General features: G+C 37.1%; 16 protein-coding genes and 2 tRNA genes. 4 read left to right on the forward strand and 14 right to left on the reverse strand.

The window, feature by feature from the left end:
• Positions 1-6 precede the first annotated feature (6 nt).
• Genes ACVWYN_RS05535 through ACVWYN_RS05545 form a run of 3 tightly spaced genes read right to left on the reverse strand, consistent with a single transcriptional unit; the run spans position 7 to position 3,367 of the window.
• On the reverse strand, positions 7-2,196 hold the full coding sequence (locus ACVWYN_RS05535) for an alpha-L-rhamnosidase-related protein (protein WP_457287836.1): 2,190 nt from the start codon (positions 2,194-2,196) through the stop codon (positions 7-9).
• Positions 2,197-2,253: 57 nt separating this feature from the next.
• Positions 2,254-2,844: a hypothetical protein gene (locus ACVWYN_RS05540; RefSeq protein ID WP_457287837.1), complete on the reverse strand. Its 591-nt coding sequence runs from the start codon at positions 2,842-2,844 to the stop codon at positions 2,254-2,256.
• 52 nt (positions 2,845-2,896) lie between these two features.
• Positions 2,897-3,367, reverse strand: a complete 471-nt coding sequence (locus tag ACVWYN_RS05545; protein ID WP_457287838.1) for a hypothetical protein — start codon at positions 3,365-3,367, stop codon at positions 2,897-2,899.
• A gap of 582 nt (positions 3,368-3,949) precedes the next feature.
• On the opposite strand from ACVWYN_RS05545, the gene ACVWYN_RS05550 reads away from it, so the two are divergent.
• On the forward strand, positions 3,950-4,837 hold the full coding sequence (locus tag ACVWYN_RS05550) for an RNA polymerase sigma factor (RefSeq protein WP_457287839.1): 888 nt from the start codon (positions 3,950-3,952) through the stop codon (positions 4,835-4,837).
• 147 nt (positions 4,838-4,984) lie between these two features.
• Here the strand turns inward: ACVWYN_RS05550 and ACVWYN_RS05555 are convergent.
• The 3 genes from ACVWYN_RS05555 to ACVWYN_RS05565 form a co-directional block, all read right to left on the reverse strand.
• A tRNA-Leu gene (locus ACVWYN_RS05555) sits at positions 4,985-5,069 on the reverse strand.
• Positions 5,070-5,118: 49 nt separating this feature from the next.
• Positions 5,119-5,191 (reverse strand) — tRNA-Gly (locus ACVWYN_RS05560).
• Between the two features lie 137 nt (positions 5,192-5,328).
• Positions 5,329-5,811, reverse strand: a complete 483-nt coding sequence (locus ACVWYN_RS05565) for a regulatory protein RecX (RefSeq protein ID WP_457287840.1) — start codon at positions 5,809-5,811, stop codon at positions 5,329-5,331.
• Positions 5,812-6,366: 555 nt separating this feature from the next.
• On the opposite strand from ACVWYN_RS05565, the gene ACVWYN_RS05570 reads away from it, so the two are divergent.
• The gene (locus ACVWYN_RS05570) at positions 6,367-7,053 is read left to right on the forward strand and encodes a substrate-binding periplasmic protein (RefSeq protein ID WP_457287841.1); all 687 of its coding nucleotides are present in this window, start codon (positions 6,367-6,369) and stop codon (positions 7,051-7,053) included.
• A gap of 50 nt (positions 7,054-7,103) precedes the next feature.
• Here the strand turns inward: ACVWYN_RS05570 and ACVWYN_RS05575 are convergent, their stop codons facing one another.
• Positions 7,104-9,563, reverse strand: a complete 2,460-nt coding sequence (locus ACVWYN_RS05575; RefSeq protein ID WP_457287842.1) for a glutaminase domain-containing protein — start codon at positions 9,561-9,563, stop codon at positions 7,104-7,106.
• 19 nt (positions 9,564-9,582) lie between these two features.
• Between ACVWYN_RS05575 and ACVWYN_RS05580 the strand changes: the two genes are divergently transcribed.
• Positions 9,583-10,002, forward strand: a complete 420-nt coding sequence (locus ACVWYN_RS05580) for a hypothetical protein (RefSeq protein ID WP_457287843.1) — start codon at positions 9,583-9,585, stop codon at positions 10,000-10,002.
• A gap of 63 nt (positions 10,003-10,065) precedes the next feature.
• Here the strand turns inward: ACVWYN_RS05580 and gloA2 are convergent, their stop codons facing one another.
• The 5 genes from gloA2 to ACVWYN_RS05605 are packed head-to-tail and all read right to left on the reverse strand — an operon-like array spanning position 10,066 to position 15,937.
• A complete protein-coding gene (gloA2, locus tag ACVWYN_RS05585; RefSeq protein WP_457287844.1) occupies positions 10,066-10,458 on the reverse strand; it encodes an SMU1112c/YaeR family gloxylase I-like metalloprotein in 393 nt (130 codons plus the stop codon).
• Entirely contained in the window at positions 10,458-11,474 is a 1,017-nt protein-coding gene (locus ACVWYN_RS05590; RefSeq protein WP_457287845.1) for a WD40/YVTN/BNR-like repeat-containing protein, read from the reverse strand. Before ACVWYN_RS05590 ends, gloA2 begins: the two co-directional genes overlap by 1 nt.
• Positions 11,474-11,905, reverse strand: coding sequence for a DUF2147 domain-containing protein (locus tag ACVWYN_RS05595; RefSeq protein WP_457287846.1), 432 nt, complete (start codon positions 11,903-11,905; stop codon positions 11,474-11,476). Before ACVWYN_RS05595 ends, ACVWYN_RS05590 begins: the two co-directional genes overlap by 1 nt.
• Positions 11,906-11,953: 48 nt before the next feature.
• A complete protein-coding gene (locus ACVWYN_RS05600; protein ID WP_457287847.1) occupies positions 11,954-13,342 on the reverse strand; it encodes an AcvB/VirJ family lysyl-phosphatidylglycerol hydrolase in 1,389 nt (462 codons plus the stop codon).
• Between the two features lie 6 nt (positions 13,343-13,348).
• Positions 13,349-15,937, reverse strand: coding sequence for a phosphatidylglycerol lysyltransferase domain-containing protein (locus ACVWYN_RS05605; protein WP_457287848.1), 2,589 nt, complete (start codon positions 15,935-15,937; stop codon positions 13,349-13,351).
• 449 nt (positions 15,938-16,386) lie between these two features.
• Between ACVWYN_RS05605 and ACVWYN_RS05610 the strand changes: the two genes are divergently transcribed.
• On the forward strand, positions 16,387-17,838 hold the full coding sequence (locus ACVWYN_RS05610) for an alpha-L-fucosidase (protein ID WP_457287849.1): 1,452 nt from the start codon (positions 16,387-16,389) through the stop codon (positions 17,836-17,838).
• On the opposite strand, the gene ACVWYN_RS05615 is transcribed toward ACVWYN_RS05610, so the two are convergent.
• Positions 17,816-19,456: an ATP-binding protein gene (locus ACVWYN_RS05615; RefSeq protein WP_457287850.1), complete on the reverse strand. Its 1,641-nt coding sequence runs from the start codon at positions 19,454-19,456 to the stop codon at positions 17,816-17,818. The two genes, ACVWYN_RS05610 and ACVWYN_RS05615, sit on opposite strands and share 23 nt — an antisense overlap.
• 142 nt (positions 19,457-19,598) lie before the next feature.
• Positions 19,599-21,359, reverse strand: a complete 1,761-nt coding sequence (locus tag ACVWYN_RS05620; RefSeq protein ID WP_457287851.1) for an ATP-binding protein — start codon at positions 21,357-21,359, stop codon at positions 19,599-19,601.
• Positions 21,360-21,378: the final 19 nt, after the last annotated feature.

The raw sequence follows: 21,378 nt of genomic DNA on the forward strand, positions 1-21,378 counted from the left end.
AATTAATCATTTTGCTTTTATTGTGAAGGTATACGATCCTGAAAGAATTTTAACAGCCTCCAAATATGGTTTCCCGGGAACCTGCTTTAAGGATATTCGTTTTCCATTGCTAGTGATGATTGGATTTCCTTCGCTAACCGGCAGATAAACATTGGCCACCATATTGGCAGGTATGTTAACCGCTAAACTATATTCTTTAGCCGTATTTTTAACCAGAACCTTTACCCCACCCCGTATTGTCGGTACCAGCGCTTCTACGTAACTTAACTTTCCGACCTGTGGCTTTATAGTTATTTCACTACAGCCAGGCGTAAGCGGCTCAACTCCAATCAATTTTCTTGATATAATATTGGCAGGCGCTGCCCCCCAGGCATGATTCCAGTCTTGATTGGGCTTAAATTTGTTATCCCATGCTTCTAGTGTAATGGTAGATCCAACCCTTATCATATTGTACCAGCTCCTGATATCGCCAGAGCAAAGCAAAGACAAAGCATAATCTGCAGATCCACCTTCATATAAAGATTCCATTAAAAAATGTGCACCATACACGCTGCTGGCCATCCCCCTGGATTTAATAAAATCCACCACTTTTTGCAGTTGCTGATCTGGTACTAAACCAAAATCCACAGCAAACATATTGGTGTGTAACGAAGAATGACCTGTTGTATCGCCATCCTTATACAAACCAGTTGCGACGTCAAAAAAGGTTTGGTTATAAATGAGTTTAAGCTTTTGGCTTGCAGCATGATAAAAATCAGCATCTGCTTTATGATTCAGTGTTACAGAAATCTGCTCCATTAAGGTTAATGCCTTATAATGAAACGCATTGGTAACTGCATTATAATTACTAAACTTAAAACCATCCGTTTCACTTATTGGCCAATCTACAATGTCTCTTATTTTACCATTAAACTTTATTGATGCAGAGAAGGCTGGGGTTTGCAGACCGGTTGTTGTAGAGATTAGCCCATTTTTCTCCATGAGCTGCATTAATGTTCTATTTTTTAGAACTTCATAATTCGCTGCAAGCGATCTGCTATCGCCAGTATACAGATAGTCATTCCAGGCTATGATTAGTGCCTGCAAAATCCACTCTGTTGGCCATGTAGGTTTTTGAAGTAAATATTCTGATGTGGTACGCGCCATACTAAATTCTTTATCGGCAGCATAATGGCCTAACTGATTGATCAGTGCATCTGCTTCATAAGGAATCCGCTCCCTATCGCCATCCACATAAACACCAGCAAAAGAAGTGGCTTTCATAGAATATTTTGAAAGCTCCCAAACCTGATTTAAGGTATCGTTATTACTTTTAAAATAAGCAGCCTTATCATTAAAAGGATAATGAACCATGTCTCGTGTTACATACTGACCAGGTATTTTGTTACTATAACCTTCAATTGCTACATACCTAAATGGTAAAACTTCTCCAATATAATCCGGCATTTTTATAGCCGCCGGACCAGCATTTCTTTGGTCGGGCTCAATTTTTACAGGATACAAATGAGTTCCTTTAGCTAAAACAACCACCTGACTGCGGTAACGTATGGTGCCACCGGGTTTTGCGCTCACTTTGTTGCCCAATAGATTCTCACCCATATGTATGATAACAGAATCTGATCCTTCTGCTGAAGATAACTTTACGGTTAACTGGCTAAACGCATCCTTTTTGAAATCAAATAACTGGTAATTTGTTTGTTTAGAAGCTATCGGTGTAGCGTATTGCCTGGTTTTAACCAACAGCTCTGACGAAGATTTGTAGTTTTCAATATTGGAGCCGGTAGAAAATGATTTTATATCAGACCACAGACTTTCTCCATCTTTATTGGTAAAAATTTTTACTTTAAAAAAGTAATTGGTTGAAGGTTTTAATGCTGATCCCGTATAAATAACAGAAACAGAGTTATTACCCATAACCCTCCCGCTATTCCACACATCATCTTTACCCTCCGATAAAGCTTCTTTAGAAGTTGATAAAATGATCTGATAAGCAATTTGTACAGTTCCTTGTTGCTTACCGGGAACAATCCAACTAAAAGAAGGATATTTTGATAGTACAGTTGGTTTAGGTAGTTCTTTATTGACAGTGGATGATGCATATAAAAGGTCTATTAATAGTCCATCAGGCTTACTCTGAGCGTATCCAGCATAAATCAGGCTAAAAATTAATAAGAAACTAGCAACAATTACTTTCATTCTAAATATTTGGTAAAGCAATGAATGTGATGAAAATTATGAAATTTAGCTATACGATCATCCCCAATTGTAGGTATTGATATCAAATCCTTCTAGATAGGATATCTTCCAAATTTGACCCACTTTAATTGCACTTGCTTTGTAAAAAAAAACATCACCCCAAGTCCAACTAAAAGTAACATGGTCTTTTTGCGATTTGATATCAGTTAGCGTTATTTTATCAAAGTAATTTTCTGGACTATCCTGGCAATTACACCAGTCATCAGCATCTTTACTGAAACTAGCGATCTCTCCATCTCTCCATGAAGATTTCCCAGACAGGAGTTGACTGTTCATTTTAACAGCAATAGCACGATAATTGGCAAGAAAAGATTCGCTAAAAAAGCCTGTTTTTCTCAACTCAATTATCGCTCTATCATTCTCTTTTAAATCGATATGTGAATATAATTCAGCTGAGGGTTTGGCTTTTAAAGGTTTAAACCCCTCAGCATGTATTTTCACCTCCTCATGCCACTTGTATAGTTTCCTAATTAGTTTTGTCAGTTCGACTTTAGCGTTTGGAGTAGTAGTTGTTTTAGTTTCTTTCGCACTACAAGAAAGTGCAACAAGTATTAGCAAAAAACAGGAGGTAAATAGCTTAAAATTCATAGGCGTTAATTTTAATGGCATTGTAAATAAATTTGTTGAGCTATAGCGACAGTTATTTTGTATAAAGATGGAAATTAAATTCATCAAATATTAATTTTTGCAGTCTTTCATATTCTTCTGAGGCGTTTTTTGGATAAGGATTATATGTATTGAATCTGAACTGGTTATATTTCTCGTTCTCTTTGACTTCTACAACGAACAATGTAAATGGTTGGTGCAAAGGAATTTCAAGACTCTCTTGGTCTTTTTGACCGAATAGTTTTAACGAGTCAATTTTACTTCTAAAAACAGCAAACCCACTTTTTGGATATAGCATGCTTTGAGCTACCTTAACTTTGCCTTTTTTTAAGCCAAATACTTCCAATAGCGTTGCTTGATTTCCAAATACACTATCAATGGAAACTGTTATTATTCTGTCGACGGAAGTAGATAAGTTGAAAGATACTTTAAAGGTGAAATCAGAATTCGATGACTTCACCGGAAAACCGCTATTGCTAGAGTATATAAAGTTTCTAAAAGGCATTACATGCTCCTTATATGAACTACACCCGAATAGCAAAATAACAGTCAATATGCTAATTAAGTGAATTATTGGTTGCTTCATGGAATAGGCATATTTGGTCTCAAATTTTACAGCAATTAGCAAAGAGAGAATTTCGAAGTATGAATGGAAAAACAGTTACTAATATAATAGTTAGTTGCGTATGTATCTTATCGCAAAATAAGAAATAATAACTCCAAGCTCCTACCAAATCAAAGTATAACTCTGAAATATTTTTTTTTATGTCTTTGGTTACGAAACCATATATTGATTGCCATTAATGAAATAACACTATGAAAAGAGCAATACTATTATTTGTTCATTCGGCTGAGATGTTGCAGGAGGTAGCCGAAAATGCATTGTTATTCTGATAATTCTACACCAATATGTCCTGTTAATTAGAAGAATGAAAGTTTTAAAGATTTTTCCTATTTTATTTTTACTTAATGCAGCCGTTTATGCGCAAGGTCTTCATTCTAATGCAGTAGATTCTATCAGAAATATCTTTTCTGAGGCAATTAATACAAAAGCGTTTACAGACACAATAGGGTAATATTATTTTCTTTGAAGGTCAATCCAGTAAATTCAAATGAAGCACAAATTTGTTTAGCGCTTCAGATTCTTTGTGGATTTAGTGTTACAGAAATTTCCAATGCATTTTTAACTAATAAAGAAACGATAAAAAAAAAGCTTCTAAGAGCGAGGGACAATTTACGCAAGGGGAATCTTAAACTTCATCATTTAAATTTAGATAAGATAGGAGCACGTATTGACAATGTTTTAATTACATTATATCTGCTTTTTAATGAAGGCTATTTCTCAAAATCAAATAACAATCTTATTAGAAAGGATCTTTGTGCAGAAGCGATAAGATTGACTTTAACATTAGTCGAAAATCCGTTAACAAATACTGCAAAAACAAATGCATTGCTTGCTTTAATGTGTTATCAGAGTTCCAGATTAGACGCAAGAATTAATGAAACGGATGAAATCATCTTATTTGATGAACAAGATCAAAAATTATGGAATAAAGAACTGATCGACAGAGGTAATTATTATTTGGTCATGGCTTGTTCTGGAAATGAAATATCTAGATATCACTTGGAAGCAAGAATTGCCTATTGGCATACAATTTCCATAGAAGCTGATAAGTGGGGAAATATTTTGGACCTTTATAACATATTACTTCAAATTGAATATTCCCCAATGGCCGCATTGAATAGAACTTTTGCTTTTTCGAAAGTATATGGAAAAAAGAAAGCAATTGCTGAAGCAGAAAAATTGGCTTTTGTTGACAATCTTTTTTATCATTCCTTATTGGGCAATCTTTATACAGATATTAATAATATAAAGGCTATACAACACTACCAAAAAGCTTTAGGACTTACGAAATCAATTTCAGACAAAGCTAATATTAGCAAAAACATTGAGCGACTAAAACAGGCCAGTTGATTTGTTATATATTGATCTTAAATAATCGGGATTTGGCCTAAAGGGCAACGAAAATCGAACCTCAATACTGCCTCTAAACTTACTTAAAGGTATATTCAAATTACACTAAAACAAAAAACCCTCTTTACAAGCTGTAAAAAGGGTTTGTACTCGGAGCGGGAATCGAACCCGCACGCCTGTTGAGGGCACAGGATTTTAAGTCCTGCGTGTCTACCAGTTCCACCATCCGAGCAGGTGTTAACCTTTAAAATAAATGCCTTCAGGTATGTGAAGGCATTTAGAGCGAAAGACGAGATTCGAACTCGCGACCCCGACCTTGGCAAGGTCGTGCTCTACCAACTGAGCTACTTTCGCATGGTATAAAATAACATCATCCGATGTTTCCAAACATTGGAAAGGCTTTGATTTGAATCCCTGTCTTTCCGTTTGGGAATGCAAATATAACCAGTTTTATTTTGTTGTCAAGTTATTTTTAATAAAAAAATCAACTGTCATGTTAAGTTATTGGATTTCAGCACATCTATTATTAAATCATTTTCAAACCCCTTACTCAATAAATAAGTAACGAGCTTATATTTCCTTTTATAGGGTTCTTTTTCTTTAATTAAAGGAAGCTTTTTCTCTGCAGTATTTAAAATTGTCTGCAAGTATTCATCATAGTCAATCGTTTTTAAAGCCGATGCAATCATTTTGTCGGTGATCTTTTTTAGCTTCAAGCCTTGCTTAATCTTTATCTTTCCCCAATGCTTGATTTTAAATTTACCCGACACGTAAGCATTGGCAAAACGCTCTTCATTTAAGAAATTACTTTCTATTAAATCAGAGATCACCTCTTCAACCTCGTTAGACCAAAGTCCCCAGTCGTAAAGCTTATTTCTTACTTCCTGTTGTGCACGTTCCTGGTATGCGCAATAATGTTCAGCCTTGATCAAAGCCTGCCTTTTGTCTAACTTTATTTTTTTCTGCTCTTCCAATATGCAATATTACTCATTCTGAAAGCGAGTTGGACACCCATCTCTACTGATTATTTAATCACCTTTGCAGTGGTGTTTTACCATCGTCTTAAATGGCTGGCACACATAAGGGTCCTAAAGGAATCACATTGGGGTTGAATAGGACTATACCTCCTTCTCAAGTCCTATGTAAGTCCTATGTAACTCCTTTCAGAGTCCTATTCTTATGCCACCCACATAAGAGCCTCGTAACCGGATTGTAAGAGCCCCGCCTAACAAGATCACCCATTTATTAATTTAACTTGAGATTGACTATACAAATCTGGTATTCCTATTTGAGTTATACAACAGCCATTTCTCTTTATTGCTTATTTTTATTTTTCCATCCTTTTGTTGACCATCCTTTTTTTAGATGGGCATGTAAAGGGATCAAATAATCACAGCTTGCATAAGATAAACTTGCCGAAACTATTAATATGAAAAAAATAACGTATTATCAATCATATAAAACTCCTTTATCAGCAAAAAGAAGTAAATTGTGGGCAATTAGGAACCATTTAATTGCCTTCTCCTCTAATGACTAAAAAAAAGGTTTTAAAAGTCGGACTAGATTCTGCAGCCCCATTTCCGATGCATTCTGATTACAACGCTGAGAATTTTGAAGGTTTTGAGGTAGACTTGCTAAAAGCGATAACAGATCAATTGGGCCTGGAGATTGAATACGAGGTCTCCCTTTGGTCTAACATTCTTGAAAAGCTTTTTAAAGGAGAACTTGACCTCATCTGTTCCGCAGTAACAGTTACCCCATCACGCCGCCATATCCTTGAGTTTACCAACCCGTACCTGCATTTTAGGCTATGTGCTGTGATTAACCAGGAGGATTCTTTAAAAGGTATTCAGGATCTTAAAAACAAAACAATAGGCATCCGGGAAGCAACAGAGGCTGAAAAATATGTACATACAAATTTCCCGGCAAATAATATGGTGCATGCGGAAACCAATAAAGACCTTTACAGAAAACTCCAGGCAGGCAAAATAGATTTGTTAATCGACGATTCTCCTATTGCAGGCGGTTTCTTACAGAAAAATAAAAAACTCAAAATAGGCATGTATTTGCCTGGCACCGATTCTCAATATGCCATTGCCATGAAAAAGGGCGATGTGGAGCTTAAAGATCAATTCAATGAGGTGTTGTCGCTGCTAAAAGAAAATGGCGTTTACCAGACCATTTACAAAAAGTGGTTTAACGACATTCAGTTTTAAACCTCTTAGATCCTGCATAAACAAGCAGGATCTAAGAGGTTTTTTTATTTCTATTTTCGCAGCTTGTCTGAAAGCATTTTAATGTAAAATCCGCCTACTACACTTCTGGCAGTAAAATTCATCCTTCTTGCATCTTTAGTTTCATGCCAGTCGCTCAAAGGCACCCTGTCAGGCGTTTCTAAAGCATAGGTATAAATTGGTGCTATTAGGGCTTCAAAGTCTTTCTTGCTATCGGCTAAAGTTGCAGACCAGGTAACCCAGTCAGACTTGGTATAGGTTTTACGGCTATCCAGTGGAATTCCGTACCTGGTTTGTTTGGTTAAGTAATATTTAATTTCCTTTTCATACACTTCTTTTGGAAACAAATTTAAGCTGAGCACTTTGTCCCAAACCATGTTGTATTTCTGGCTCCAGGTATTTTTGTCGTTGAAAGTTAAAGCATAATGATCACCAGCATCCGCCAACTGCATCCACTTAAGGGCCATTCCTTTAGCCATTGCCGTATATTTTGCACCAGTAGTTTTTTCGCCCATCATGGTGGCCATCATACCATAACCCCCTAATGCAACAATTGCTTTTACAGATAAATTTGCATTTCGGGCAAGGTGACCTGCAAAGTCGTCTGTAGACAATTGGTTTGCCGGGTCAAGACCATTTTTACTTAAATATTCTGCCCAAACGCTTAAGGTTTTCCAGTGCTGCTTTGCATAATTTGCATTTCCCTCTGCTTTAGCTATGGCCGCAGCTAGAATCATCATATTACCCGATTCTTCAATAGGCATATCTTCGCCATAGGTTTGCCCATTGGCAATCGGATAGGTACCCAGATCATGAGCAGAATAAGGTTTAGCCCATTTTCCGCTTTCGCTGAAATAGAAAATACCGTTCATCATGCCCTTTAGTAAATTGGGATTGTATACTAAAAATAATGGGGCTGACGGATAGGTTACATCTACAGTTCCTATAGAGCCGTTACTGAAGTTTTCTTTTGATAAGAATAAGATTTCTCCAGTTGGGCCCTTTACCAATTTATGGGCAGAGATTGCCTGACGATAAGCCAATACACAAAGATTAGCATAGTCTGCTCCACCACTTTTTACCGCATCAGCATATAACTGCTTATCAAAAGCAGCACATTTTTGCATAACAACTGCGTATTCTTTTGAAGCTAAAAGCATCTGATTCTCTATAGTTTCTTTACCTGTGCTATTCCACCAGGGTCTTAAATCTTTCTTAAAATAGGTAAGGGCATAAATATCATCGTATGCCAGCATAATAAACTGTTCTTTAGCAGTTGCACCTACTTTTCCCAAGGGAATGGTGGTATTAAGGATTAAATTATCTCCTTTCAACGCTGTAATTTCCTGCATGGTAGTCATCTTCCCTAAAAAACTTGCCGCAGGCCCAGGCAAGGTAGACAGTGTTTGCTGTGCTTTGTACTGCTGTGGAACAGCAACATACATGTAACCCCAATCTATACGTACATCATCGCCAGTTCTTTTTAGCATTGGTTGTTCTGTAGTACCAGCTTTTAAAATAGTCAATTGCGAAGTACTGTATTTTTTGGCTTCAACCTCTTGAAATGGTGTATGGGTAGCAATATTACTGGAGGCGCCGAAATATAATTTCACATCGTGAACTGCGCCATCGTTAGATTTTACCACACTTGAAATATAAGAAACAGGCCTGGCCAACAAATCCAGGTTGCTCATCAACAATGGAGAAGTGAAAGTAACTTTTAGATCAACCTTACCTGCTTTGAATGTGTAAATGGTTTGAGTGGCATTGAATGCAAGGCTTTTTTGCACTGCTTCATTCACTTTTATTTCATCCCTTTCATCAGGCTCCTCCACCAATCCGGCATCCAGATATGATGGTCCGCCCGTGTTCTTAGCATAGATTGCCAATACATTTTCACCTTTTTTTAAAAGTGCTTTGGTAGCATCATCAATAGGTATGTACACGAATTTACCTTCCAGTTTATCTTTACTATAAAACACTTTACCATTGAGGTAAACTGTCGCGTTATCATCATGTCTGATTTTAAGAAATAGTTTATTGGAACTTATTGCCGTAAGATTGAAGACCCTACGCACCCATATCTCATCCTTTTTCCAGGGTGTTTTTGCTTGAGATGGTTCACTACCTACAGGTCCTACTGCAGTACTCCATAATTTATCATTGTAATTTATTGTCGTCCAATCGGCACTGGGCTTATTTTCCGTGTAACTCAGCTGCATTGGTTTTTCATCTGCGGAAGGTAAAATGGCATGGTAAATTTTTTCCCGCTTGCCCAAAAAATTATAAATCTGCTCATCAACGCTAATCATTCCTGTTAAAGACTGGTTAGCTCCTGTCCAATGCTTAGTTGTACCGTTGTTTAAAGAATCGGAGGAAGACCATATACTAAAATATGGATCGTGCGTAATAAGTGGATATGCCGGAGCTGAGCGTTTTTGCGCAAAAGCAGTTGCAGAGCTCAAAAAAATGAGTAGTAGTATTCTTTTCATGTGTGCTAAACCGTTTTAAATGGTTCAGCAAATTAAGAACTTTATTTCACTAAGCGGTATAAATACCCTATCCAGTTTTGTAACAGCATTTTATAAAAGAAAAGGAGTGATACTGAAAACAATTAGAGGTATTTTAGGTTACACCTTCATGGAACCCTTCAATATCAAAATTGGTTATGGAGTAAATGAAGTTACCCTAACTATATTGCCTGCAGATAATGGTTGTTATAAAGTGATTTATTATGGCGGTATAATAGGTGCCGTTAAATTAGATTTTGATTGTTGGGAATCAGTTCTTGAAGAAGATATCGTTGCCGGCGACCTACCTTTTTACAAGCATGACTTAAGTTCCAGCAGACCTAATATCATTCTAAACGAAGCAACTGTTGATGAAATTGGTGATGAAATAGAGCACATTCTTCGAGGTGATGAGGATTGATGTTTAGATGTTTGGTTAGATCTAAGTTTTGTTTGATAAGCCAGGTTGGATGACCTGGCTTTATTATTTCTCGTAGAACTCCAGCGGTAGCTGATCGGGATCGGAAATAAAGGTAAAGCGCTTTCCTGTAAATTCATCAATTCTTATAGGCTCTGCCAAAACACCATATATGTATAACCCATCAACTACCTGATCAAGGTTATCAACCTCAAAAGCGAGGTGCCTTAAACCAGCAGCCTCCGGTCGAGATGGTCTTGAAGCAGGCTCCGGAAATGAGAATAGCTCTATTACGTACAAACCGTTTAATGCTAGATCGAGCTTATAAGATCTTCTTTCTTCGCGGTAAACTTCCCGCACAACTTCCAATCCAAGTATTTCTGTGTAGAACCTTTTAGAAACTTCATAATTAGTACAGATGATAGCAATATGATGAACTGAATTTAGTGATATGGCCATTAGTTTGCTGTTACTTTGTAAATCTGTCCTTTATTACCGGCTAACAATATTAGTTTACCAGTTTTAGATTTCTGGATTACATTAAAGTTTAGCGTAGAAATATTGTACCAACTAATTCCTGCATCTTTACTCACGTCTGTGCCTGACGAGCCAGTTGCCATCATCACTTTATCATTTACATATATCACTCCAGATCGGTATCCACTAACAGGCTTTAAAGGTTTGCTCCAGGTTTTACCTCCATTACTGGTTAGCAGGATGTTATTAAAATTTTCGTTGTCTTTGAGGTAGTTCCCCCCTACTACAACTCCGGTTTTTTTATCATCGAATGCCAAGGAAAATGGACCGGTGCTACTTTCACCCTGCAAGATTGGACATTTATAAAAATCCCAGGTAACGCCATAATTGCTAGAATAATAAAGGTTTGAGGTAGCTCCTCCTGTTGCAATATATACTTTACCTTTTCCTACAACCCGAATTGATGTGCCGCTTGCAGCAAAACCAGCTTCTCCGGTTAACAGGTTCCAACCCAGGTTTTTTGAAATATTTTGCCATGATATCCCCCCATCCTTTGTACTTAACAACTGCATTCTATTCAGTATAGGGTCACCAAAAATGATCCCACGCTTGGCATCCCAGAAATCCATACCATCTAGAAAAATTGCTGAATCTAGATTCTTATAGGTCTGTTTCCAGTTTTTACCTCCATCTGTTGTCAACAGCACGTAAGCAGGCGAACCAACATTAATTACAATGGCTTTATTGCCATCAAAAGCTTCAATATCTCGAAAATCCATCTTCTCATAACCTAAGGGCTTAACCCATTGCCAGGTAAGCCCACCGTCTATGGTCCTGCCAATACTTCCATTTGATCCACTTACCCATGCCACCTGATCTGAAACAATTGACATTCCGCGCAAACTGGTTATTGTCCCGCTTGTTAATGGCGTTAAATTATAGGCCTGTGAAAAACACACCGCCGGGATTAAAAGAAGAAAACAGATCCAGATCTTCATTATTTGACTCTTTTCCAGATTTCTGTTCTACCGATAATCGAGATTCCAATATACCCCCTCAAATTAAGGTCGCCATTGGATTTGATACTCATATTGCAACTATATGTTTTACCTGATTTAGGATCGTAGATATTGCCATCAGTCCATTTCCCATCTTCATAAACGAAATTTTTAATGATCTCCAATCCTATTATCGGCTTGGATCGAAGTGAAGTATTGGGATTTTGATAGTCCGTTTTTATATTACCTTTTCCATCCTTGGGATCTTTTAGCCAAACTATCTTTCCAAAATATTTTTCTCCTCTTTTAGTAATATCAATATGAGCTTCGTCAGTAGAATTAACCCATTTACCAAGCACGGCATCAGCCTTCTGTGCAAACAAGAAACTGCTCCACATCATCAACAACATTAAAACTGCGGTCTTTTTCATAAGTCTATTTGTAATAAAGTTAACGAATGGACGGGAGAAAAGAAATATTTAATCTGCAATACCACTAATTAATGTGGCTATCCCTTGATAATCTTTGTCATAGTGATGGTTTCCAGGTATGTTGATCACTTTAATACCTCCCTTTGAAAACCCAGCCTTATCTTCGTCATCCTCGTCTTTACCAAAAATACAAAATGGCTTAAGTCCCTTAATTTTCTTCATTTCAGAAACAACATTGTATTTTCCTTTTTCTTTACCAAAATTTAGCATATCAGAAATATGAATTTCAAAATCGGCCACCCCATCTGGTGATAGGGAAACGACACCTTTTAGATCCTTTTCAATGTCCGTGGATAATCTTGTTGCTAAAAATGGAACTACTGACGCCCCAAAAGAATAACCTGCAAGTATAAAATTCTTCTTCCCGAACTGCTCCTGGTATTTCATAATTACTCTGTTTATTTCAGCTGCGGTATTGTCTGGCGTTTTCTCATTCCAAAAATACTTTTGCGCATCAAGGCCTACAACATAAAGTCCTTTGTTAGCAAGCGCCTCGGCAAGGGACTGGTCAAAACTGGTCCATCCACCATCACCTGATATCATAAAAACAAAGGGTAAACTATTTTTTTTGGCTGCAGAAACTATCGTTAAAGGCAGACTTTCAGCAGCCGTATTCTTAGCTTCAGTTGAATTACCATCAACAATTCTTTTATATGCTGCGTTATAGTCGGCAAGCCAGTTATTTCCAACTTTAAAACCATGTCCCACTTTGTAAAGCGTAATCAACTCTGCCATTGGCATATCTTTTAGGAAAGTTGCTGTGGCATTAAACGGGCAGGTCAGGTCTTTTACGCCATTCAAAACAATAAATGGGGCGGTTAACGTTTTCGTAGCTTCCAAATAGTAAGATTTGCCGGGTTTCAACACATGCTGGGTCAAACCATTGCCTTTGCACATGGGTTTCACCATAGTAATATCAGGACAAAACCCCAGTGCAATTGCGCCTTTAAAAGTATTGGCCGGGGCCTGAGCTAAAATGCCATATACCAACACAGCACCGTAAGAATACCCCACCAATACGGGCTTGTGGTAAGTGGTTAACTTATATTTTTTTTGAATATCCATACTCAGGACTTCAAAATCTCCTGCTGGATACAAACAATCGTCCTTTACCTTCGATAAATAATACTCGTAATGTCTTGCATCTATACCCACTACCAGAGCACCTTGGTTGGCCAGATTTTTAGCCATTTCAAATACGCCACTATTCCAACCTCCAGAGCCAGACACAAATAGTGCAACCGAGGTGGGCACGCCCACAGGCTTATAAATGGTAATCTTTCCAAATTTACCATAGCTGATAGAATCAGTAACCTGAGAAAATGCCGGGGTACAAATAAATAATAATATAAAAATAATGAAATAGCCCTTCTTCATGTTTTGTTATGGTTTAATCACCTTAGCCAGTACATTAGGTACCTGGAGCAAGTCGTAATCATGATCATAGATTAGGTATTTGTTACTCCATACTGGAGAAAACTTTTCTTTTGCCGCCCTCAACCCTTTATAGTGAGAAAAGGAACTGATCTTCTCGTAAGCAAATTTCATCGATCGCTCTGGAAAATTCTCAGGACTCGCCAGCCCGGATAATGGTGCAAAGCCTAAGTTCACAGCACTAAACCCTACACCCTTAAGATAATTGAATAACGCAACCATAATAAAATCAATTACTCCATTAGGCGCATCATTAGTTTTACGGATTAAATCAAAAGTTCCTTCTCCCTTTACAAAATCTGGTATCACATTAAGAAAGGCAACTATCTTTTCTTCTGCATTTTCAATGGTTACAATGGTTTGTTGTTTCAGTTCAATGGTATTGAACATCCCCTGCGAGAATACAATTTCTTCACGCTCCGTATCGTCCAACCAATCATCAGACACCGATTTTAACTTTTGAAGCAAACCATCCGCTATAGGTGCCTCATAAACCTTACTTACAAAGCCCTGATCAGATACCTTTTTTAGTGCATTGCGAATGGACTTCCTGCTTCCTCCATCAAGCGAAAAGGTGCAAAGATCAACCGTTCCTTCCTGACCCAGGAATAGTCTCTTTTTACCAAGCGCATTAAAGCCGGGTAAACTTTCTTCGGAAACCCGGTAATAAATAATTTTTACGCCGCTTTCATAGCAATATTTATCGAATGCCTTTACCAGTTGTACCTTTTGATTTGGTACTGCTACAGGACCTTCCAGCGCCACCGCAAAATTACCTGCAATGCGATAGGCAATAAACCCTTCAATCCCATCTGCCTGATAGATCAGTTTATCAGCGTATGTCTTAAAATAATCTAAGGAAGAGTCGCCATACTTTTCTAATAATATTACTGCTTCCTTAAATTCCTCCGTATCTATTTCTGGCTTGGAAATATATGGCCTGACCAGGGTGTAAACAAGAAAGGCAAGAGACAAGAAACCACTGATGTTTATAGAATATAAAAAATCTCTGGCAAAAGAATCTGTTGGTTGCAGTTCTGAACTTCCAATCATGAAAAAATTCTGCAAAGTGAATCTGATAGACTGCAACCAGTTGAAATCAATATTAAAATACTTTTTATCAAGAAAATAAAACCCTATACAACCATATACAAATACACCCACCATCCCCAGCATAGTAGTTTGAATACCAAGGGTTCGTAATTTTGTATTATTCCTGATATAATATTCCTTTTTAGAACTGAACAAAATGACTAAAACCAGTACGGAGAACATTGCCTCTTCATAATCTATGGCTTTTCCAAGGTGGCCTAAAAGTGAAACAACACAAAGTATTACTGCAAAATACCAGGCCATTTTTAAACCTTTCAGCATAAAAGCGGAAGTAACCAGTAGAAACAAGCCTGCAACCAATACAAAATAATTAGATGCAGTTATGGCTGCTACAGGTAGAAAATCCTTTAAAAACAACAGCCTGTCCTGAATGGCAGGTGTAAGTACAGAGATAATATTTATCAAACCCAAAGCTAAAAGCAATAAAGCAGGCATAAGGCGCATGATCAACTTATTTACTTTGATCAGGAAACTCATACCGCCAAGTGCCATTGGAACCCAGAACTCCATAAAGCGGTAAACCAGGGTAATGGAAACTGCCTCCGGACTAGAATACCCAAGCTTGATCAGAATAAATGTCATGGATGCCTCAACGGCACCCAGCCCTCTTAAAAAAGGAGAGATAATGAGAAATATAACTGCTACAATGTAACCGATTATGGCAAAAATCCATGAGGGTTCTATGTTTAGCGCCAGCATTGCAATATAGATATGAACCACTCCTATAACTTCAATAAGCAGGCTATAATAAAGCGTAATCATAAAATGTTTGCGTTCGATATTATTGGCTGAAAATTCTGTAGCATACACTTCAGCCGCTGGAAAATATTTTATCAAAACCTTGTAAATCTTTCCCTTTTTAAAGACCGACATAAATAGAAAATACAGCACTGCAATAAGTATCAGCACAGCCATTAGCCCAAACCACTCTCCATAACCGATGGTCCCCTCTAGTATTCCGTAAATAAAAACAGGAATTGCGATAATAACCACGGATAGAATTCCAACAAAACCGTAAATAGAGGATGCAAAATTAATTTGCGACTTACCTGTTCCTTTTTTCTCAATACCCGCACTAAAAAATGCAAGTGATGATACCCCACCGGCCGGAAGGAAAACGCTAACAAAGTTTCTTTTAAGATATAATATTGTCCCATCCCAAACCGAAACCTTGGCAGAAACTGCAGCAAAAGCAGCCCGATACATTAGACCGTGTACAAAAACATAGCCTATACTAATGAGAATACCTAAACAAAGCCATGTCCATCTAGCAGTAAGTAATAAAGGTCTAACTTGTTTAAGTTCAGGACCTTCATGTTTAACAAACCAAATAGCCAGGGCTACAAAAAACAAAGTAAAAAGATAACTGGATACTATCTTCGCATTTTCCTTTATAAAGGGAACAATGAACTTCAGTTGCTGCATAGGCAAAGGTATTGTTTCTTACAGCATATAACTGATATTTGAATTACTAAGTTTTTATAGGAAATGAGAAAATCAAAGAAAAGGGAAAAATGCGTTTAAAATAAAAGAGATAGTCTCATCCAAGCACTATCTCTTTCTAACCAAATATAAACCCTGTATGAACGGGATCTTTTTCTTTAAGGTAATGAAATTACCTATCTTTTTTTTGTATAGTCAAACGCTATTGCTGTTTGTCTATACAAATGTAAGAATAATATTTATTAGTGTATAATTTACACTAAGTATTTTTTTATATCTAATGTATATTACATTTCTATGATAAAAGAGAATAATTGTAACAACAAGTCTTCTAAAAATTAAAGTGCATAAACATTATTTGTACAGGTATTATTTCTAAATTGGAATTCAAATACAAGTTTAGAATAACCAAATAAATAAAGACCACAGGTATGAAAAGATCTTTGCTATTAATCCTATTATGTATTACTACCTATATTTCTAATGCCCAAAAGTATGACGCCAACTGGAAGTCACTAAATCAAAGAAAAATACCAGCTTGGTTCCATCAGGATAAGTTCGGCATTTTTATCCACTGGGGAGTGTATGCTGTTCCCTCTTACGCACCTGTTATTGAAAATAGTGGCGATAGCTATTCTGAATGGTACTGGTGGCGCATTAATTCCAAACAAAAGAACTTTATGGATTTCCATATTAAAAATTACGGAGCAGATTTCCTGTACCCGCAATTTGAAAAGAGTTTTAAAGCAGAACTTTACGATCCAAAAGCCTGGGCTGATGTATTCAAAAAATCAGGTGCTAAATATGTAGTATTAACATCCAAACACCATGAAGGTTACGCCATGTGGGACAGTAAAGAGGCTGATAAAAGTTGGGGACGTCCATGGAATGCAGTGACCGGAACGCCTAAAAGAGACCTACTTGGAGACCTGACCAATGCTGTAAATGATGCAGGATTAAAGATGGGTTTCTATTACTCCTTATATGAATGGTTTAACCCACTATACCTGAAAGACAAAAAACGATATGTAAATGAACACCTCTTCCCTCAATTTAAAGACCTGGTTACTAAATACAAACCCCAGGTTATTTTTGCGGATGGAGAATGGGATATGACTGATGAGGAATGGCGTAGTCCAGAGCTCCTATCTTGGCTGTACAATGAATCTCCAGTGGGAAAAACTGTAGTAGTTAACGATCGTTGGGGTAAAAATACACGATCAAAGAACACAGAATCTACCTACACTACTTCAGAATATGGCAGTGGAATGAATCCGAGTGTCATTTGGGAAGAAAGTCGCGGTATTGGACATTCTTATGGTTACAATCGGAATGAAAAACTCGAAGACTATAAAACAGGTCATGATTTGACCTTAATGTTAATCGATATCGTATCAAGAGGTGGCAACCTACTGCTTGATATTGGTCCAACTGCAGACGGCCGAATTCCTGTGATCATGCAACAGCGACTAGCAGATATAGGTTCATGGCTTAAGATCAATGGAGAAGCCATTTATGGAACAGAAGCCTATAAAACTTCCTATCAATGGAGCGAGGGCAAAATGCCTGAAAAAAAAGGCGAGTCATATATGGCAGGGTATGACATTGCTAAAATGATTAAACCTGCTGGGGATAATGCACATGTAGAAGCCTTTTTTACGGTGAAAGGAAAAGATCTATATTGTATTTATCCAGCTTATAGCACGGAATTTAAAGTAAGGAATTTAAAATTGAAATCTGGAATGTTAGCGACAATATTAGGTAGCGATAAAACCTTTAAGATTAAGAAATCAGGAGCAGATTGCATTGTAGATGTATCCAGTTTAAAACCTGGAGAAGTCAACGGGGAATTAGTAGTTCTTAAACTGGTAAATGCATTATAAATTCAGTTCCTTTATTGACCTCGCTTTTGATAGCTATTTTTCCACCAAGTGTTTCAATTTGGGTCTTCACCATAAAAAGACCCATACCTTTTCCTTTTATATTCTCATGAAAGCGTTTGTAAAGACCAAATACCTGATCTCCCTTTTTAACTAAATCGATACCCAATCCATTGTCTTTAAAGCTTATAATCACATCTGACCCAGATAATTCAGACTTGATTTCGATTATAGGCACAACTCCTGGCTGTCGATATTTTATGCTGTTAGAAATTAGATTTATAAATATACTATGCAGGTAAGTTTTTAATGAATGGAGCTTATCTGCATTTTTAAAGTCGGTAAAAATCTGAGCTTTAGACTGCAAAATCATGTTTTGGATACTCATTTGAATATCCTTTAGTAATTGTGTTAGACTAATTTCCTCTCGATTTTCAGATATATCATTCTTTATGGCGAGAATGGCATTTAGATCCACTATTACATCGTTAAGTAATTTTACAGAGGTATCTAATGCTTCATGCAACTCCAGATTGGTTTCTGGACTATTTACTTCATCCTTTAAATAACCAGTAAGGGCCATAATATTTGCTACAGGCGATCGAAGGTTATGAGAAATGATATATGAAAATTGCTGCAACCCAGTATTGGTATTCACCAGTTCTTTAGTATATTCCCTAAGACTTTCATTGAGCTCTTCTAAACGTATCTCTGCCTTTTCGCTATGATCTTCGGCAAGCGTTCGTAACCTTTCTTTTTCAAAAACTTCTAGTGCAAAACAGAGGTCATTATTTGCCTCAACCAATAGCCTAACCTCATGCTTATTAAAAAAGCCGGCTTCGGTAGAATAAATGTTAAACGTGGCAATAAGCGCCCCTGATTTTCTCAATGCTAAAACCATTGCAGAGTTGTATCGTCTCATAGAAGCAATCTTATTCCAGGCCTCTTTATTTTCTTTTTCAACTTTGTCTACAATACAATAATCAAGACCTCTCACCACCTTATCAATAGGCCCACCCGAATCATATTGATAACATTTGAACAGGTTAAGTTCATCGGCAGAAGTTCCACTACTGGAAACCAACTTTATCATACCCGTATTGCGATCAGGAACACCAATCCAAGCCATCTCAAATTTCCCATATTCAATCGCAATCTTACAGGCCTCATCAAAAAGAGCCCGCTCAGTTTTAACGCGAAACATGGTTTGGTTTATCTGGCTGATAAATGAATATAGACGATTGGCATGCACTAGTTTTTTTGCCGTTTTTTTCGCTTGGGAAACGTTTCGTACGGCAACAACTATTTTACCAATTTGTGGCTCATTAAGCATGTTGCTAATAAATAGTTCCACCCATACTTTTTCAGTATCTGAATTTAAAAATCTAATTTCCAAACCCTTAATTGGTGCATTTGGAAACTGAATGCAAAGTTCCATTTCCCTAGTTAAAACAGGAAGATCATCTGGTAATAAAAGCTGATTAAGGTCAGAAATTTTAACCTGATGACCATATCCCAGAATTGAAATAAGCGAAGGGCTTAAAAATTCGATTGCCTTATTTTTATCCAGTAGTATTATTCCATCTGTACTATTCTCTAAAAGTAATAATTGAGGATTCATTTCAGGCTTAAACGGTAATTAGGCATTATTGTTTCAGGTATTCTATTTAATTACCTGTATAAAAGCGTAATATAGTAAAATTAAGAATAAACCATTACAATTATAATGACTGAAACCCTTTCTTAAAGTTTAAAAAGTCATTTTATAGATTGGAGATAATTGGAAGTGAAAAAGCAAAGGTACTTCCCTCTCCTAGGGCACTCTGCACCCAAATACGCCCACCTTCTGCTTCTATAAAATCTTTTGAGATGGCCAGGCCCAATCCAGATCCTGATTTGTTATTACCATCTGTAGGTACCTGAAAATAACGATCGAACAATCTTTTCTGATATTGCTCTTCTATTCCCTTACCAAAATCGCGGACAGAAAATTCAACCTGATCCCCTTTTACAAGAATCTGTACCACTACCTTAGCTTTCTCCGCGCTATATCGCAGTGCATTTGAAAGAAAATTAATCAAAACCCATGCAGTCTTTTCAATATCAACGTTAACCATAGGAAGGTTATTTTGGCTAATGAGCTCCAGTTCAATAATTCGCTGTTCAGCCTGGAAACGCACTGCATCCATCGCATAAACGGCTATTTTTACTGGATCTGTTTTCACAAATTTAAGCTGTAGGTTTCCGGTTTCCACCTGAGCAAGGTTAAGAAGTTCACTTGTAATCTTTAGTAACCTATCGCAATCTCCTTTAATATGGTGCACCAACTCTTTTTGCTCATCATTCATTGTCCCCACGCGTTCATCGTTCATTAGTTTTATACTCATTTTTATTGAAGCGATAGGCGTTTTAAGCTCATGTGAAACCGTAGCAATAAAATTAGTCTTTGCTTCATCAAGTTCTTTATATTGAGTTACATTCTTCAAAATATATACTTCTCCAGCGGTCCTGCTTGTAGTAAGTAAACTTTGCTCTATTTGATTGTCAAAATTATTCACAGTGATTTGCCTCCTTTCCAGCTGAAAGTAGGATTCCTTTTCATCAGCATAAATCTTCATCAATTTATCGATGCTATTGATCTGCAATATCTTGTTTAGCAGATCATTTCTTTTCATCAATTCTGAGGCGTTAGCACCAATAACATCCTTTTCATTCAAATTGAGCAGATTAGCAGCCACTTTATTCAGAAACAATATCTCATTTTTCTCATTCAAACCAATAATAGCATCCTGCATCTGCTCTATAATCGCTTCAATGCGCATTTTTTCCGATTGTAGTTTAGCCAGATTACTGCTTTCCCATTTATTTAATTGGGATGCCATTGCATTAAATTCTTCGGCAAGTTCTGAGAATTCATCGTGACCATGAAACTCCAGCCGTTGTTTATAGTTTTTCCGGCTAATCTCCTTTAGCGCAGCGGAGAACTCCCTTAATGGGTTAGCAACAAATCCGGGGAAATTGACCACGAATGAAAACAAGATCAGGAAAGACATGGAAGCAGCAAATATTAGATAAGTAGCTGCTTGCTCTACTCCATGCTGGGCGGCATCGTTCTTTCTTACAATAGCATTCATATTCAAATCATCAATAGATCTGAGTTGCTGGCGGGCATTGCCTAGTGCTGATTGAATTTCTGCAGGACTGCTAGACGGATCAGTTAATTTTTGATAAGCACTTTTAAGCAGCGCTACTACTTTTCCTTCACCAGGCTCCGTAATATTATTTTCCTCAAACTTCAACTGGGCCGAAAATGCTTTATCCGCAATAGCCGATAATGGAATACTATAGTCTTCTAAGATTGACCGCATCTTCCCGGCATATTTTAAACTCTTATAGTTATCCTTCAATACTACCTTCGCACTTTCAGAAATCCTGTTCATAAAATACATGGACATACCGCCAAAGATCAAAATAACCAAAAAGAGAAAGCCGAATCCCAGGCGTAATTTTGTTTTAATTTTCATTTCCTTATTTTTCTAAAAA

The organism is Pedobacter sp. UYP24, assembly GCF_054057295.1.

Coding starts and splice junctions, on each gene's coding strand:
- ACVWYN_RS05600 (WP_457287847.1), bottom strand. CDS start 13,342: ATGAAGAAGGGCTATTTCATTATTTTTATATTATTATTTATTTGTACC.
- ACVWYN_RS05615 (WP_457287850.1), bottom strand. CDS start 19,456: ATGAATCCTCAATTATTACTTTTAGAGAATAGTACAGATGGAATAATA.
- gloA2 (WP_457287844.1), bottom strand. CDS start 10,458: ATGGCCATATCACTAAATTCAGTTCATCATATTGCTATCATCTGTACT.
- ACVWYN_RS05580 (WP_457287843.1), top strand. CDS start 9,583: ATGGTTCAGCAAATTAAGAACTTTATTTCACTAAGCGGTATAAATACC.
- ACVWYN_RS05595 (WP_457287846.1), bottom strand. CDS start 11,905: ATGAAAAAGACCGCAGTTTTAATGTTGTTGATGATGTGGAGCAGTTTC.
- ACVWYN_RS05590 (WP_457287845.1), bottom strand. CDS start 11,474: ATGAAGATCTGGATCTGTTTTCTTCTTTTAATCCCGGCGGTGTGTTTT.
- ACVWYN_RS05610 (WP_457287849.1), top strand. CDS start 16,387: ATGAAAAGATCTTTGCTATTAATCCTATTATGTATTACTACCTATATT.
- ACVWYN_RS05545 (WP_457287838.1), bottom strand. CDS start 3,367: ATGCCTTTTAGAAACTTTATATACTCTAGCAATAGCGGTTTTCCGGTG.
- ACVWYN_RS05575 (WP_457287842.1), bottom strand. CDS start 9,563: ATGAAAAGAATACTACTACTCATTTTTTTGAGCTCTGCAACTGCTTTT.
- ACVWYN_RS05620 (WP_457287851.1), bottom strand. CDS start 21,359: ATGAAAATTAAAACAAAATTACGCCTGGGATTCGGCTTTCTCTTTTTG.
- ACVWYN_RS05535 (WP_457287836.1), bottom strand. CDS start 2,196: ATGAAAGTAATTGTTGCTAGTTTCTTATTAATTTTTAGCCTGATTTAT.
- ACVWYN_RS05570 (WP_457287841.1), top strand. CDS start 6,367: ATGACTAAAAAAAAGGTTTTAAAAGTCGGACTAGATTCTGCAGCCCCA.
- ACVWYN_RS05540 (WP_457287837.1), bottom strand. CDS start 2,844: ATGAATTTTAAGCTATTTACCTCCTGTTTTTTGCTAATACTTGTTGCA.
- ACVWYN_RS05605 (WP_457287848.1), bottom strand. CDS start 15,937: ATGCAGCAACTGAAGTTCATTGTTCCCTTTATAAAGGAAAATGCGAAG.